This window comes from Oceanicaulis sp. (assembly GCF_051859625.1).
GTDB lineage: Bacteria > Pseudomonadota > Alphaproteobacteria > Caulobacterales > Maricaulaceae > Oceanicaulis.
The window spans coordinates 107,477-123,208 of record NZ_JBHYFH010000001.1; the positions used below are offsets into that span (position 1 = coordinate 107,477).

Annotated in this window: 15 protein-coding genes; 6 read left to right on the top strand and 9 right to left on the bottom strand. The window is 62.0% G+C overall.

Annotation, left to right across the window (positions count from 1 at the left end):
- Positions 1-177 precede the first annotated feature (177 nt).
- Positions 178-597 carry a c-type cytochrome gene (locus ACTIGF_RS00560; RefSeq protein ID WP_439635017.1) on the top strand — a complete coding sequence of 140 codons (420 nt, stop codon included), beginning with the start codon at positions 178-180 and terminating at the stop codon, positions 595-597.
- 56 nt (positions 598-653) lie between these two features.
- On the opposite strand, the gene ACTIGF_RS00565 is transcribed toward ACTIGF_RS00560, so the two are convergent.
- The 5 genes from ACTIGF_RS00565 to egtB all read right to left on the bottom strand — a co-directional run bounded on the left by ACTIGF_RS00565 (position 654) and on the right by egtB (position 8,064).
- A complete protein-coding gene (locus tag ACTIGF_RS00565) occupies positions 654-3,791 on the bottom strand; it encodes an efflux RND transporter permease subunit (protein ID WP_439635018.1) in 3,138 nt (1,045 codons plus the stop codon).
- On the bottom strand, positions 3,788-4,906 hold the full coding sequence (locus tag ACTIGF_RS00570; RefSeq protein WP_439635019.1) for an efflux RND transporter periplasmic adaptor subunit: 1,119 nt from the start codon (positions 4,904-4,906) through the stop codon (positions 3,788-3,790). The genes ACTIGF_RS00565 and ACTIGF_RS00570 overlap by 4 nt, the downstream gene beginning before the upstream one ends.
- An 80-nt stretch (positions 4,907-4,986) precedes the next feature.
- Positions 4,987-5,814 (bottom strand): hypothetical protein, encoded by an 828-nt coding sequence (locus ACTIGF_RS00575; protein WP_439635020.1) that lies wholly within the window; start codon positions 5,812-5,814, stop codon positions 4,987-4,989.
- 73 nt (positions 5,815-5,887) lie between these two features.
- Positions 5,888-6,658, bottom strand: coding sequence for a class II aldolase/adducin family protein (locus tag ACTIGF_RS00580; protein WP_375548833.1), 771 nt, complete (start codon positions 6,656-6,658; stop codon positions 5,888-5,890).
- 119 nt (positions 6,659-6,777) lie between these two features.
- The gene (egtB, locus tag ACTIGF_RS00585) at positions 6,778-8,064 is read right to left on the bottom strand and encodes an ergothioneine biosynthesis protein EgtB (RefSeq protein ID WP_439635021.1); all 1,287 of its coding nucleotides are present in this window, start codon (positions 8,062-8,064) and stop codon (positions 6,778-6,780) included.
- A gap of 96 nt (positions 8,065-8,160) precedes the next feature.
- Between egtB and ACTIGF_RS00590 the strand changes: the two genes are divergently transcribed.
- From ACTIGF_RS00590 to ACTIGF_RS00605, 4 genes are all read left to right on the top strand, one after another.
- Entirely contained in the window at positions 8,161-9,207 is a 1,047-nt protein-coding gene (locus tag ACTIGF_RS00590) for a DUF2336 domain-containing protein (protein ID WP_439635022.1), read from the top strand.
- Positions 9,208-9,257: 50 nt separating this feature from the next.
- Positions 9,258-10,016 (top strand): NAD kinase, encoded by a 759-nt coding sequence (locus tag ACTIGF_RS00595; protein ID WP_439635023.1) that lies wholly within the window; start codon positions 9,258-9,260, stop codon positions 10,014-10,016.
- 66 nt (positions 10,017-10,082) lie between these two features.
- Positions 10,083-10,547: a response regulator gene (locus ACTIGF_RS00600; protein ID WP_439635024.1), complete on the top strand. Its 465-nt coding sequence runs from the start codon at positions 10,083-10,085 to the stop codon at positions 10,545-10,547.
- A 39-nt stretch (positions 10,548-10,586) separates the two neighbouring features.
- A complete protein-coding gene (locus ACTIGF_RS00605; RefSeq protein WP_375548828.1) occupies positions 10,587-11,078 on the top strand; it encodes an Hpt domain-containing protein in 492 nt (163 codons plus the stop codon).
- Positions 11,079-11,134: 56 nt separating this feature from the next.
- Here the strand turns inward: ACTIGF_RS00605 and ACTIGF_RS00610 are convergent, their stop codons facing one another.
- From ACTIGF_RS00610 to ACTIGF_RS00620, 3 genes are all read right to left on the bottom strand, one after another.
- Positions 11,135-12,289 (bottom strand): DUF2336 domain-containing protein, encoded by a 1,155-nt coding sequence (locus ACTIGF_RS00610; protein ID WP_439635025.1) that lies wholly within the window; start codon positions 12,287-12,289, stop codon positions 11,135-11,137.
- Between the two features lie 86 nt (positions 12,290-12,375).
- Positions 12,376-13,176 (bottom strand): hypothetical protein, encoded by an 801-nt coding sequence (locus ACTIGF_RS00615; protein ID WP_439635026.1) that lies wholly within the window; start codon positions 13,174-13,176, stop codon positions 12,376-12,378.
- A 56-nt stretch (positions 13,177-13,232) separates the two neighbouring features.
- A complete protein-coding gene (locus tag ACTIGF_RS00620) occupies positions 13,233-14,387 on the bottom strand; it encodes an NAD(P)/FAD-dependent oxidoreductase (RefSeq protein ID WP_439635027.1) in 1,155 nt (384 codons plus the stop codon).
- 71 nt (positions 14,388-14,458) lie between these two features.
- On the opposite strand from ACTIGF_RS00620, the gene ACTIGF_RS00625 reads away from it, so the two are divergent.
- A complete protein-coding gene (locus tag ACTIGF_RS00625; protein WP_439635028.1) occupies positions 14,459-14,875 on the top strand; it encodes a DUF6491 family protein in 417 nt (138 codons plus the stop codon).
- 31 nt (positions 14,876-14,906) lie between these two features.
- On the opposite strand, the gene ACTIGF_RS00630 is transcribed toward ACTIGF_RS00625, so the two are convergent.
- A complete protein-coding gene (locus ACTIGF_RS00630; protein ID WP_439635029.1) occupies positions 14,907-15,560 on the bottom strand; it encodes a hypothetical protein in 654 nt (217 codons plus the stop codon).
- Positions 15,561-15,732: the final 172 nt, after the last annotated feature.

A 15,732-nucleotide genomic window follows, 5' to 3' on the forward strand; every position in this document is an offset into this window, starting at 1 on the left:
AGGGGCGCGACGCTGTTTCATCTTGCCGCACCTGCACACTCACGGCCTTAATCGGGCCGCAAGCTCATGATTTCAAGGTGACGATTGGCGCACACTGCGACGGTTGGCGCATTTGCCGGACCCGATTAGGCGCGCTAGATGCACACTCGTACCTGAGTTCAACAGGAGAAAGCCTCTATGCGTATGATTTTCGCGGGCATCGCCGCCCTCGCCCTGACCAGCGCAGCGTCCGCGCAAGACGACGCCGAAACCAGCCTTCTGTCCGAGTTGGGCGAGCCTTATGTGAGCGCCAGCGTTGAAAACGGCGCGCGGATTTTCCGCCGCTGCCAGTCGTGCCACACCGTGGATGAAGGCGGTCGCAACATGGTCGGCCCGAACCTTCATGGCGTGTTCGGTCGTGAAGCGGGACACAAGGAAGACTTCCGTTATTCGCCGGCCATGAGCGAAGCCGACATTGTCTGGAGCGCGGAAACGCTGGACGGCTATCTGACCAATCCGCGCGAATACATTCCGCGCAACCGGATGAGCTTCGCAGGCCTGCGTGATGAACAAGATCGTCATGACCTGATCGCCTGGCTGGCGGTGAACACCAACTAAGCTCTATCGCAACGCTGAACAAAAAACCCCGGAGCGAGCTCCGGGGTTTTTCTTTGTCATTCCGCGGGCGCTGCGGGCGGGTCTATCGGATCCGCGCCGCGCACCTCACGCGCTTCTTTTTCAAGCTGGCGCGTCACCCAGTTCGGCGTCTTGGTGTATCGGCCCAGAACGCCATACACGGCCGGCACCACGAACAGGGTGAACAGGGTCGCCACCATCACCCCGGTGAAAATCACCAGACCGATAGTCACCCGCGTTTCAGAGCCTGGACCGCTCGCGATCACCAGCGGGAAGGCGCCGATGGCGGTGGACACGCCCGTCATCAAGATCGGACGCAGGCGGGTGACAGACGCCTCCAGCGTCGCTTCAGCGAGGGTCATCCCCTCTTCACGCAGCTGATTGGCGAACTCCACGATCAGAATGCCGTTCTTCGCCGCCAGACCGATCAGGATGATCAATCCGATCTGGGAGAAGATGTTCAGGCTCGACCCGCCTATATAAAGCCCGAACAGGCCGCCCGCGACCGCAAGCGGCACGGTGAGCATGATCACGGCGGGCTGGATGAAACTTTCAAACTGCGCCGCCAGCACCAGGAAAACGATCAGGAGCGCCAGACCAAACGCGAAATAGATCGCGTTGTTGGACCGCAGGAATTCGCGCACTTCACCCACATAGGTCGTGCCCACTTCCGGCGGCAGCGTGTTCGCCGCCCAGGCGTCCAGCCATTCCACGGCCTGACCAATGGTGTAGTCACCCTGAATGGTGGCCGAGACAGTCACCGCGCGCTGGCGATCAATGCGCGAGCGGCTGGGCGCTTCGCCCACTTCGCGCAAATTCACAAGGCTCGACAACGGGATCAGATCGCCTGACTGCGCCCGGACGAACAGGGCTTCCAGGTCGTTCTGGCTGGACCGGTCCGCCTGCCGGTTCTCCATGATCACATTATAGGCCTCGCCGCGATCAATGAATTGCCCGACCCGGCGCGACCCGAGATGGGTTTGCAAGGTGCGGCTGATGTCAGACACCGACACGCCCAGAGCCGCCGCACGTTCGCGATCGATATCGACCAGCAGACGCGGCGCCGTGGGTTGGTAATCCTTGCGAGCGCGGATGAGATTGGGATTGCGTTCGGCCATATCCGCGATCAGCCGGTCCGCCTCGCGGTCCAGAAGCTCATATTCAGGCCCTTGCAGCACGAACTGGATGTCGTTGCCGCCGCCCCCGCCGCCGCCCAGAGGCGAGCGCATGGACACAAAGGCGCGAACACCGGGCAACTGGCCCAGACGCGCGTTGATCTCATTGACGATCTCATCACCCGGACGGCGCTCATCCCAGTCGGTCATGCTGCCGATGACGATGCCGGAATTATACCCCGATCCGCCCCAGCCCGGCGACACCACCAGAACCCGGCGCAATTCACCGTTGTCGAGATAGCTGTTCACGATCTCTTCGGCCTGCATCATCTGGCCGCTCATATAATCAAAGCTCGCCCCTTCATGGGCGCCCACAAAGCCGAAAAAGCTGCCGCGATCAGACGGCGGGGTCAGCTCGCCAGGCAGGCGTGAGAACATGAAGGCCGAGCCCGCCACAGCGACGATGATCAGCGGCGCAACGATCCAGGGCATGCCCAGAATGAGCTTCAGGCTGTGACGATAGCTCATCTGAACCTGATCGAGGCCCCTGTTCACCCATCGGGCGGGACCGCGCAGCTCAGTGCTGGGCTTGAGCAATTTTGACGTCATCATCGGAGACAGGGTGAGCGCGACAAAGCTCGACAACACCACGGCGCCGGTGATGGTCACCGCCAGCTCGGCGAAAATCCGACCGATGAGCCCCGGAAGGAAAATCAACGGCATGAAGACCGAGACCAGAACTGCGGTCGTGGCGATCACCGCAAAGAAGACCTGGCGTCCGCCGCGTTCGCTGGCCAGCATGGGCGGCTCGCCCAGATCGACCCGGCGCTGGATGTTCTCCAGAACCACGATGGAATCGTCCACCACCAGCCCGATCGCCAGCACCAGCGCCAGAAGCGTCAGGATATTGATGGAGAAGCCGCCCGCGGCGAGGATGGCGAAGGTGCCGATCATGCAGACAGGCACCACGGCCGCCGGCACGATGGCGGCCCTGAAGCTGCCCAGAAAGAGGTAAATCACCAGCACCACCAATGTGGCGGCCACGGCGAAGGTGCGCCAGACCTCCTTGATGGATTCCTTGATGAAGATGGTGTCGTCAGACCCGGCGACGATCTGCATGCCTTCGGGCAATTGCGGACGCAGGCGGTCTATGGCGGCGTTGATCTCTTCGGCCACGGCGACGGAATTGGCCTTGCTCTGACGCACAAAGCCCAAGCCCACCATGTTCTGGCCATTGCCGCGGAACAAGGAGCGGTGCTCTTCCGCCGCCAGCTCCACATCAGCGACCTCGCCCAGACGGATCACATGTCCGTCTTCTGACACGCGGATCGGCATGCGCGAGAAGGCGTCCTCATCCGCGAACAAGCGTTCAACGCGCACGAAAAGCTGGGTGTCGGAGGTTTCCACGGCGCCGCCGGGCGCCTCGACATTCTCAGAGCGCAACGCCGCTTCAATGTCAGACACCGTCACCGAACGCGCCGCCATCTCATACGGATCAAGCCAGATGCGCATGGCGTAGCGACGCTGTCCGCCAATGCGCACATTGGCCACGCCGTCGAGCACGGTGAAGCGATCAACGATATTGCGGTCTGCGTAATCGGTCAGTTCTTCCCGCGTCATCCGGTCAGAGCTGAGCATGTACCACAAGAAGGGCCGCGCATCGCTGTCCTGCTTGGACACTTCCAGGCCCTGCACGTCTTCGGGCATGCGGTCGCGAATGCGGGAGACGGCGTCGCGCACATCATTGGCCGCCGCCTCAATATTGCGTTCCAGGGTGAAGGTGATGGTGACGCGAGACGAGCCGTCGCGCGAGGACGAGCTGATCGTGTCCACGCCTTCAATGCCGGACAGGCTGTCTTCGATCACCTGGGTGACGCGGTTTTCCATGACTTCCGCGTTGGCGCCGGGATAATCCGCGCTGACGGAAACGATGGGGCGATCCACATCGGGCATTTCGCGCAAGGGAAGCTCTTGCAAGCCCATGAAGCCGAACACGATGATCAGCGCGCTCGCCACGAAAGCGAGCACAGGCCTGCGGACGGCGATATCAGTCAGGGTCATCGCGCGGCCTCCCCGGTCTGGATCTCAAGGCCCTGGCCGCCGCCCAGAGCGGGCGCGTTCGCAATCTCGACCGGGGCGTCCTCGCGCACACGGTGCACGCCTTCAGATACGATTGTTTCGCCGGCGCTGAGCCCGCTCACGACTTCCACCATGCCGGCGTTGCGCAAGCCGAGCTCGATGTCCCGGCGCACCGCCATGGGCCCGGCCTCACCATCGGCGATGACATACACAAAGGTCTGCTCGCCAAAGCGAACGATCGAGGAGCCCGGCACGGCGGGGCTCTCACGCTCATCACGCCGCAATTCGACCGTCATCAGCATGCCAGGACGCAATCGACCGTCAGCATTGTCGATCAGCGCGCGGACCGTGACTGCTCGTGTCGCGGGATCGATACGACTGTCCACCTGGCTCACTTCGCCCTGAAACACCTCATCGGGAAACGCTGCGCTCTTGGCGCGCACGACCTGACCGGCGTCGATGACTGACAGAAAGCGTTCGGGCACGGTGAAGTCGAGCTTGATCACAGACGTATCGTCGAGCCGGGCGATCACGTCGCCCGGACCAACCAGTTCGCCGACACTGACGGTTCGCAAGCCAATGACGCCGGAAAACGGCGCCCGGATGATGCGGTCCGCCACACGCGCTTCAATCGCCGCCACCCGCGCCCGGGCGCGATCCAGAGCCGCCTGCGCTTCGTCCAGTCGAGTGCGGGAGGCGACGCCCCGGTCTGTCAGGTCCTGGATTCGCGCGATATCACGTTGCGTCTCGCGCAGTGTGGCGCGCGCTTCGCTCAGCCCTGCGGCTTCTTCAGCGTCCGCCAGCTCCACAAGGATTTCGCCCTGCTCGACGCGAGCGCCGGAATCAAAATCGAGCCGAGCGATAACATCAGACACTTTGGCGGTCAGGCTGACAGACTCATTGGCTCCAGCGTTTCCCAGAGCCTCGACGACGTCAGCGAAAGTGCTCGTCTGCACCGTGTAGGCGGACACCAAGGTGCGACCACCGCCCCATCCTCCGGCTTGATCCTCGCCGCCTGACATGGCGCGTACGATCACAGCCAGGGCCATGATTGCAAAAATCACCGCTGTCGCAGCTAGAAAAAGCCAACGCTGCATCTGCTCGTCTCCTGAAAGTCTCTGTGCGCTCGATATGCGCCGTTTAATACAAAAAACAAAATTCGCACGCTGAAATGAATTTAAAACTCACGCCAAAGCGCAAGCATATACGCGCGTTCGGGAGCTATTCCGTCGTTATACAAGGAATTAGTCGCGCCAAACTGTAAGGAAAGCCGGTCTGCGACCGGTGCGGTCACAGATATGTGAAGCCGGTGACTTTCATAACTCGAGCCGCCGCTGCGCCCTCCCCAGGCGGAATACGTCTGCGCCATCACCAACCATCGCTCCGCAGGACGAACGCCGAAGGTGAGATCCATGCGTTGCTCGGCGCCGCCGTCAACGAAGCGGTTGCGATAAGCCAGTTGGGCGTCCGCAAACATGCGCCCGCCAAGGCTCCGTCCCAGCAGAATGCGGGCGTCCGATCCCCAGACCGGGCGAGCGCGCAGACCGTTTTCAAGGTCGGTTGGCGATCGGGTGGCGCTGACTTGAGTGCTCAGAACCCAACCGCGATGCTGAAAAGCGCTCAGGCGCAGCCCCGCCTCCATCTCGCCCCATCCCTGACTGACGGTGTTGAGCGTCAGGGTGTAGACGGAGCCCGCTTTGCTGACCTGGCGCACTGAACGGCGAAACCGCGTTTCCCGCGCCACGCGCCCGACCAGAGTCAGGCGGTCCGTCAGCCCGTATTCGGCGTAAATCGCCGTTTCAATCTTTGAGAACGCCGCATCGGGATTGCTGAGGGCGAAGGCATGATGACTGGCGGTGGTGATCGTCAGCCCGCTGCCGGCAGGACGTGTCCAGGCGCCGGCTGAAGCGGGCGCGGAGGTCAGCGCCCATAAAGTGAGGACGCCCCCGCACAACCACAGCGCGGCCACTAGTATGGATCGCTTCGCCCGGCCATCGCCGCCCATCGCCTAGCCCCCTTGAAGGGAGCCAAACTCAGGCGCGGCGACTTGTCCAGAAAATTCCCCTCAAACGGGAAATCTACACATCATATCCCGGGCATTCCCGGTCCACTCGGCCACGAAGGGCGTGCCAGGCGATCTCCAGGAAGAGCTCATTGGTGACCCCTTCCTCGCCTTGCTTGAAGACCCGGGTCTGCATGGCGTCATCCCACTCGATCAGCTCTGCGCCTGCGCCCTGAGCGAGGGTCTGGATCGAACAGGCGCGCTCCAGAAGATACATGCGCAGATAGCAATTGAACGGGTGGTCCCCGACCGTCAACGTGCCGTGATTGCGCAAGATCATCAGGTTGTTCGTGCCCAGATCGGCGACCAGACGTTCTTTCTCGTCCGCATCCAGGGCGATGCCTTCATAGTCGTGATAGGTCACGTCCTTCATCACATTCATCGCCAGCTGGGAAATCGGCAGCAGGCCGCGTTTTTGCGCCGCGACCGCAACGCCCTGGTCGGTGTGAAGGTGCATGGCGACCTTCACATCCGGACGCGCATGGTGGATCGCGGAGTGAATGGTGAAGCCCGCCGGATTGATGCCATAGCGTGACGGCGGCAGGACATTGCCCTCGATATCGACCTTGACCAGATTGGACGCCGTCACGTCTTCAAACAGAAGGCCGAACGGGTTGATCAGGAAATGCTCGTCGGGGCCGGGAACGCGCATGGAGATATGAGTGAAAAACAGATCATCCCATTTGTGCATCCGCGCCAGACGGTAGAGCGCCGCGAGGTCGCACCGCGCTTTCCACTCGTCTTCGCTGACCTGGTCTTTCACCGAGATTTGGCTGGCGTCGTCCATAAGGCTCTCCTCCCTCTGACAGGCGATTGTGCGCTCACCCGCTCTTTGGCGGTTGTGTGAACACTGTTTACCGCATTTTTCCGGCTCTGCCCATGCCCGGCGGGCAAGGTCAGGCGCGACTAAAGGTCTTTCGCAAGGCGCAACCCGGTCATTTGCCACTGGGCGTCAGGCGGGAAGAAATTGCGATAGGTGGTCCGCGCATGGTCGGGCGCCGTCAGGCATGAACCGCCTCTCAAGACGAACTGGCCGCACATGAATTTTCCATTGTACTCGCCGATGGCGCCTGCTGCAGGCGCAAAACCGGGATAAGCGCTATAGGCGGACCGGGTCCATTCCCAGACTTCGCCGAACATGGCTCGCAGATCTGTGGCGGATGTCTGCGGCTGGGGGTGAAGCAAGCCGTCAGCGCTCGCCCACCGCCCTGTCTGAACGGCAAGCCCTTGCGCAGCCTGTTCCCATTCGCGCTCTTCAGGCAGACGGGCGCCGGCCCAGCTGGCGAAAGCGCTCGCCTCGAAGTAGTCGAGATGGCTGACGGGCGCGTCAGGGTGCAAGGCCTGCTCGCCGTGCAGGGTGAATTCTGTCCATCGACCGTCCCAACGGCGCCAGTAAAAGGGCTGAGTGCGCCCTTCATCCTGCATCCGCGCCCAGCCCTCCGAGAGCCAAAATTCCGGCCTTCCATAGCCCTCATCCTCTATGAAGGCGAGATACTCGGCATTGCTGACCGGACGGCTCGCCAAGGCGAAGGGATCCAGCCACGCCTTGTGCCGCGGGCCTTCATTGTCAAAAGCGAAGGCGTCTCCTTCATGCCCGAACTCCGCGAGCCCGCCCTCAAAGGTCAGCCAGACCGGGTCCGGGCGCGTGGCGATCAGATCCGGCGCAGTGTCCAGCGTCCGGGCATAGGCGGCCTCGGGAAAGCTGTTGCGTGACAGCACATGCTTGATGTCTGTGAGGAAGAGTTCCTGATGCTGTTCTTCATGCGCGAAGCCTGTCTCGATCACCGTGCGGCAGGTGTCGATCGCTTCAGCGCTCGCCTGATCAAACCAGTCATTTACAGCGCGATCCACATGGGCGCGATAGGCCAGAACCTCTTCAAGACCTGGCCGGGTCAGAAAGCCCCGCTCCGGGCGCGCATGGCGTTCGCCAATCGCTTCATAATAAGAATTGAACAGATAGTTGAATCGCCGATCAAAAGGCTGATAGCCCGGTAGCGCCTCTGACAGCAGAAACGTCTCCCAGAACCAGGTCACATGGGCGAGGTGCCATTTGCCGGGCGAGACATCCGGCATGGTCTGGACACACAAGTCTTCTGCAGAAAATTCCGCAGCGAGGGCCTCTGTCCGCGACCGAACAGCGTTATAGCGGTCTCTCAGAGCACTAAAGGCGACTGCATTCATGTCTTTAGCCATCTTAATCTCCGCCGTTGATAATGATTCACTAACCAAGATTCAGTCAATTTGAGGCTGATGATTCGTTCGGTCAGGCCGATTTAGCATGAGGGGCAAATGCTGCGTTCGACCTCAGACCCCGTGACCGCATCTGCGCTTCCGCCTGACAAGGCGGGACGCAAGGCGCTCGCCTTGACCGATCTTTGCACGCTTCGGCCTTTGCCTGAACCGGTCCTGGATGAGATCGATGCTCACCTCACGGGCTTTTTACAAGCTGCCGAGGCGCGCGTGCGCATTCAAGCGGCGCTGAAACTCTCACAATGCGACTGGGCGCCGCTGGAAGCGGTGCGGGTTCTGGCCTTTGACGCCTATGAAGTTTCAGCCCCCGTTCTGTCGCATTCACTGTGCCTGAAAGAGCAGGATTTGTTGGCGCTGACGGCCTTGGGTGCGGAACAGAGACTGGCGTTGGCCAAGCGCCGGTCCATCAGCAAAACCCTGGCGGAGCGGCTGAGCGGTTTTCGCGAACCTGACTGTCTGGCGCAGCTCTTTGTCAATCTCGGCGCCCAACTGAGCGCACTCTGCGCCGAGCAAACCGCCGACATCATCATGGCTGACGCCATGCTGCAGAACGCCTTGTCTCAACGAGGCTCGCTCGAGCTTGAATTCGCGCAAGCGCTCTATGAGGCGGCCGGGGAAGCGGTCAGCGCCCTGCTGGAAGAGGTCTGCCCCGAAGCCCTGATCCATCTCAACGGTTGCGGCGCAGACAATGATGAGGACAGCCTTGATGATCTCGGCGCAAGCCTCAGCGAGGAACTGCACGAAGTTGAAGCGCTGAACGCCGAAGACGTCTTGCGCGCCACCCAGAACGGTCGCGCCGATATTTCAGACCACGCCGTAGCGCGCTTGACCGGTCTGGAGCCTGCGGACTGGCGACAAGCGCTGCGCCGCTCCCCGGTTCGCGTCTCGATACTGGCGGCGCGCGCCATGGCGATGAATATCGATCACGCCCATCTGTTCTTTGAGGCCTTGTGCGACCAGGGCCGCGCGCATCCCTTGCCTGTGGACGCCGCCAAAAAGGCTGTCGGGGAATTGTATCAGCAATACTCCCGAGACACCGCACGTCAGGCCTTGCACCGGATGAGCGCAGACGGTTCAATCCACTAAGCCTCTCTCTTTTCCCGCAGCGCCTTCACGGCGAGCAGACAGGAGCCGTTATGCGCCTGGCCTACCACGTCTCTGATCGTGACGACGCCCAAGCGGCCAAGGCCGAACTTGTCGAACGCTATGGTGAAAGCGATCTGCTGGACGCAGATGTGCTGATCGCTTTGGGGGGCGACGGCGTGATGCTCGACGCGCTGCATTCCGTCATGGGCCGCAAGATCCCTGTATTCGGCATGAATTTCGGCTCCGTCGGCTTCTTGATGAACGAGCCGTGCGTCGAGGATCTCATCGCCCGCCTGGAACAGGCCGAACGCGCCGAAATTCACCCCCTGCGCGCCATTGTCCGGGACACTCGCGGGCAAACCTTTGAAGCGCTCGCCATCAATGAGGTCTCCTTGCTGCGCGAGACCCGACAGACCGCAAAAATCCGTGTCAGCATTGATGGCAAGACCCGCCTGGAAGAGCTCGCGGCGGACGGTGTGCTGGTGGCGACGCCTGCAGGGTCGACGGCCTATAACTTCTCCGCGCACGGGCCAATCCTGCCGCTGGACGCGACCTTGCTGGCGTTGACGCCGATCAGCGCTTTCCGCCCCAGGCGCTGGCGCGGTGCGCTGTTACGCCAGTCCTCCATGGTTCGCTTTGACGTCTTGGAACCCCGCAAGCGTCCGGTCGCCGTCGTTGCCGACAACAAGGAGTTCCGGGATGCTGAGACCGTCACCATCTGTCAGGCGCCGGGCCACACCCTGACAATGCTGTTTGATAAGGGGCGTGCGCTGGACGAGCGTATTCTGCTCGAGCAATTCGCCACCTAACCTCGTGGCTTACCGGGCATTAAAGTCTGGCTGCTACCAAAACCCTACACTGGCAGGGAGCCCGGATTGAAACCGCAGGACGTCTATCTCGCACTGGACCGCATGACGGTGGCGATTGTTGATGACAACGCCGCCATGGGCGCTCCGCGGATTTACGAAGCCGGCGATGTGCGCGCGGCCATGGACATCTTGCAGCACGAGCATGTGGATTTGCTGATCTGTGACTGGAAGATGGAACCCGTGGACGGCATCGCATTGGTGCGCTGGGTGCGCGATCCGCGCAAAAGCCCCTGCCCCACGCTGCCGATCATCATGCTCACCTGTTATGCGGAAGTTGAACGCGTGAAACTCGCCCGTGACGCCGGCGTGACAGAATTTATGGTCAAACCATTCAGCCCGGAAAGCATTTACCAACACATTTCCGCGATATTCAAAAAACCGCGGCGGTTTGTGGATTCTGACAGCTTTTTTGGACCTGACCGACGCCGTAAGGTAGACTCGCACGCGGATGAAGAACGTCGTGGTGCGTAGAGATCAAGACGAACACATGGGAAGCGGAGCCTTCTAAGCATGGCAAAACCAGATAAGTCGGTTGAGATCATCAATCCGCCGAACATGCTCAAGGCCAAGGTTGGCGGGAAACTTCCTCCAGCGGACCAGGCGGCCATCGAACGCGCTGAAATGGCTCTGGGGCAGATCAAGCACCAATTCCAGGACTGGCTGGCTGAAGAAGTCACCAAAATGGAAGCCCTGATCGATTCTGTCAGCCAGGACGGCCTTCTGGGCGAGAGCGGCGAAATGCTGTTCACCTCCGCCCATGATCTGCGCGGCCTGGGCTCCACTTATGAATTCCCGATCATCTCGCGCATTTCAGGCTCGCTCGCCAAACTGATCGAGACCAAGGAGCGCCGGTCGATCGCGCCTCTGGCTCTGGTTCGCGCTCATGCCAGCTCGATCCGCGCCGCGCTGATCCAGAATATCCGCTCTGAAGATGATCCGGTGGGCCGTCAGCTCGCTGAAGAGCTGGAAACGCAAGTCATCGCATTGGTCGGCGCGGATTAATCCCCGCCGACCTCGCGACTTCTTTCAATTGAACAAGACGTCTTGCCTGTCAGCGCTTAGCTGGCGGCGGACAGGCGCATCTGGCCCAGCTCCGCCTCATCGGCGTCGAGACGGTCTAGAATGTAATCCAGCTCAGCCTGAGGCACGCCCTGGAACTGGGTCAGGATACGTTCGGCCAGGAGGCGTCGGAACCGGATGATGTCTGGCGTTCCATTCGGGCCGATCTCCAGCGAATGCCAAGCTGATACAGCCGAGCGCGCCACCGGCAGGATACGCTCGGGCATGCCGGCGCGCTTGAACAGCGTCTCAAGCCCCAGCGATCCCGCATCATGGACCAACAGCCACGCTTTTTCGTGTGTGACGCCGCCCATCTCAGCCATACAATGCTCAAAAAAGCTCATATGACCGCGGAAGAGCGAGCGCAGAATCAAGGACGGCGTCAGACGCCCGTTCAATTGCAATTGCTGAACGAACCGGCGCGGTTCGTCTGACAGACCCGCTTGCTCGACAAGATCCACTGTCGCGCGCTCGCGCGCGCCCTCCGCAAGCTCGACGGCCAGTTGGGCCGGCAAGGCATGGCGGTTCACCAAGGTCTGCATCGCGCTGTCAGAAATATGCGCGATCAGCTTTTCAGTGATCGTGACCGGCAGGGAGCTGCGCAGCACGAACTGGTCCAGAACGTCCGCATCCCCGTCAAACCGGTTGAGCGCAGACGCATAGCCGCGGGCGTCGAACCGGGCGCCATTGTTAGAAGCGAGGATTTTGACCGCTTCGCGGTCGCCCACTTCCACAATTTCATGAACCACGATCTCGGACACGTCTGATCGGGCGGCGACCGCCGCCTGCCGTCGCGATGGCGATGTGCGCACGATCTCCACCAGGTCCTCGTCGCTGAGAACCGGAGAGCCGGCGATCACGGGCATGGCGATAGAGTCGATGTCGCGCGCCAGTTTGCGCGCCACGTCTGGCGGCAGGTGCGAGGAACGCTGCAAGGTGACCGATAGCGAGCGGCGGACCAGCTCGGCGGCATCATCGGCGAGAAGCCGGACGACTTCCGATCCGATCTTGCGTTCGTCGTCGCTCAGGTCCACGGACGCAAAGCGGGCGCAGAATTTGCGCGCAGCCAGCGCGCGGCCTTCTGCATCGGTGGCGTCTGACAAGCGCTGGATATCATCGCGGGTCAGGCGGGCACGAAGGGTCTGAACAGTCATGGCAATACGAGCCTCATACTTGGTCTGTTCGCGCCCCTAGGGTCTCAACAAGAAGTTAATGACCTGTTGCGCGAATTATCGCCGATTTATCTTTCGGAAGACGAGCGCTCTGGAGCGCGAAGAGATGCAAGCAGTTCCACCACTGCCGGGGTCAACACGCCGTCGCCCACTCGGGCCGATCCGTAAGCGCCTTGCGCATAGCGCGCCCAGGACGCCGCCATCGCCGTCACAGGCGAAGAGGCGTCCGTCACAGAGGCCACTTCACGGGTCAGGGTCACAGCCTCTCCGGTCAGCTTCTCCATGAGTTCGCTGGCCTTGAGCGGACGCCCGTTGTCATAAAACACAGGCCGGTTGGCCGCAGCGGCGTTGGGAAACAACTGATCCGCGCGCTGATTGGGGTTGGCTTCAACCCCCTCGATCAGCCGCACCGCCCCGCCCGCGCCCAGAAAATGGGCCGCATACAGCTCACCGCTGGTGGGTTTGCGCCCGATGGCGCTCTCGATGCGGCTCGCATTCTCCGCCGCCAGCTCGCCCGCCATGACGGACGCAGCTTGCGGATCAAGGCGTAGATTGAGCACCGCCTCACGCTGGGCCGGGTCAGACACGCGAAACCGCCCGTCCGTGTTTTGCTCAATGGACGCCGCCGCATCCCCCAGGCCGTGCTCGGCGCCGTATCGCGACACCATGGCGAACCAGGTCTGCTCGATGAACTGGAACATGCCCGCCGCGCTGGAGGTGGTCGCGCGCGCACTGGCGTCAAAATTGCTCTCGCGCGCCGCCGTGCGCATAAGAAAGTCAAAGTCCGCGCCCGTGCTTTGCGCCGCTCGAGCGATCAGGCTCGAGGGAGACAGCGCATTTGCGCCTGAATTGCTGATTGGATCGGACATGACTGACACCGCGAATCGTTACCGATCCAGACTGACAGCCATGTGGTAAACATTCGTTAAGCCTTCAGCCCGAGCCGCGCAGGCGAGAACGCGCTGGCCAAGTTTGTGCGTGGCTGCGCCCCTAACGCCTGCAGCAGCAACGCCGCCATGCCCGGCGCCGTCAGAACCCCGTTCCGGTATGCGCCCAGCGCCAGGTACAGCCCGGGTTCCACCTCGCCCACAATCGGCATGGCGTCAGACGAAGAGGGTCGCAGTCCGGCCCAGCTCTCCACCACCGGGCGCCCGGCCAGCGTCGGCATCGCCGCGCACGCCGCAGATTTCAGACGCTCCAATGTGTCAGGATCCGTCTCCAGCGCCCATTCCCCCGGTTCAGAGCTGGCGCCGGCGATCAGCCGCCCGCCCGACTTGGCCGCCAGATAGATCGACAAGCCGCGCACCACGCGTGAGGGCGGCTGCAGGTCGGTGGCGTCAAAGCGGATCATCTGGCCTTTGACCGGCGTCATCTGCGCGAAGGCTGGCATATCAGCGAAGCGCTCCGCTCCGGTCGCCAGGATCACGGCGTCTGCGGCCAAGCGCTCACCCGTCTCCAAAACAACGCCCCGCACCTGCCCGGCGACCCGGTCGAGCGCCGCCACCCGGCAGTGCTCGACAACCTCGCCGCCCCGGCTTCGAACAGCGTCGGACAAGACACCGCCCAAGGCGCGGTTATCGAGTTGCCCGTCATGTGAAAAAATCAAGGCGCCACGCGACTTCGCCAAGGCGGGTTCAAGGTCAGCGAGCTCATCGCCGCTGACCCGCGTCGCCTGCACGTCGAACCGCTTGGCCAGCGTCTCGGCCAGATCAAGCCGCTCCTCGTCGGCGCGCGTGAAAGCCGGAGTGACCGAGCCCTGAAGGTCATAGCCCAACGCCGGCCCGCTCAAAGCCTGCAGCGCCGGCGCCCAGTCGCGCCACAAACGCAAAGACCGGCTGAGAAAAAGGGCGTAGGTCTCCGCCAGCGGGTGACCGGGGTCCAGCTCGAAACAGGCTTCAAACCCCGCCGCCAGCATCCCCCCGGACGCCCAGAGCGCGCCCTCGCCCGCTTTGCCGGCTTCAAGAACCGTAACGCGCACGCCTTTGTCGCAAAGCGCCCAGGCGCTCGCCAGTCCGATCGCGCCACCGCCCACGATAACGATGTGTTCGGCCAGGTTTTGGGTTAGACTGCGAGCTGACATGGGGCGGGCGCATCCACGGGACGAAACGAATATCGGCCCCAGTGATGTAATCTGAGACGAAAGGCATAGCCATGGGACTTGCTGCAACCGTGCTGGGCGCCGCCCTGCTGACAACCAGTTTGCTGTCCGACGCCGCGCTGGCGCAAGCTGCATCCACGCCTCAGGCCTCCGAGGGTTCAACCTGCGTGCGCCTGGTCAATATCAACGGCTACAGCACGCTGGATGACCAGCATTTGCTGCTGAGCGGCGGCGCGAACCGCCATTATCTCGTGACGACCCGTCGATCCTGTTACGGGCTGGAACACGGCATGCAGATCGGCCTCAGCTTTGCCGACACGGCCCGCATCTGTAATGCCCGGCTTGAATATCTGGTGGTTCCCGATGGCGGGCGATGCCGCATCCAGACCATCGAAGAGGTGGATGACGCACAGATGGCCCGGCGGCTGATCGAAGAGCGCGCCGCTCAGTCAGAGGGTGAAAGCCGATAGAGCGGCCGCCGTCTCAGAAAGCGGCTCAAGGTCAGCCCGTCGCCTCTGCGGCGGCGACGTCGAGCTCTTCACTGGAGGCGCCCTCTTCAAGCACGGACAGGCAATCACGGACAAACCGCTCGCCGTCATGCTCGGTTCCGGTATCCATCCAGGTCCGCCCCAGCGTCAGGGTGTAGAACTCGATGATCGGGCTGCGCCAACGATCAAGTGTCCGGGCGCGCTCTGACGCGCCGCGAGCGCCGCGAGCTGCGCTTTCCAGCGCCAGTTCGTACACATCGCGCAGATAGGACAAGGTGGAAGGCGCATCCGCCAGCAAGGCGAGACTGCTGGTCGCTGCGGCCTTGACCTGCCGGTCCCCTTCACGCAAGGCCGCCGCATGCGCGGAATCAGCCCCGGTCTGCCCCGGTTCTCTTAGATCAGGCACCAGCTCGATCAGCTCGGTCAGAAGGCACAGGCCCTTGCGCAAATCCTGACGCAGTCGGATGGTTTGGGTCGGACGGCCATTGAGCTGCATCTGGTCGAGATAGACCTGCCCCGCCTCTTCCAGCACCCGCTTCAGCGCGCTGCGATGCGTTGGCGCGATCTCATGGCGCGCGCAAATCCGGTCGAGTTCTGACTCCGAATAAATCGGATCACTCTCGATAATGACAAACTGTGTCGTCCCGCCTGAACTCAACCGTCCCATATCCGCCTCTTCGAGCTTAGGGATTCGCGTGAAGAAATAATGGTGTCGCAATTCGCCAAACTCGCAAGACCCCGCGTTAACGATTTGGGCGGAAGCTGTGGACCAATTGGCTTTCAGCTTTTTATGCAGTGCGTTAGCAATCACATTTTCTCGGCTCCGGGGAATTTAACAG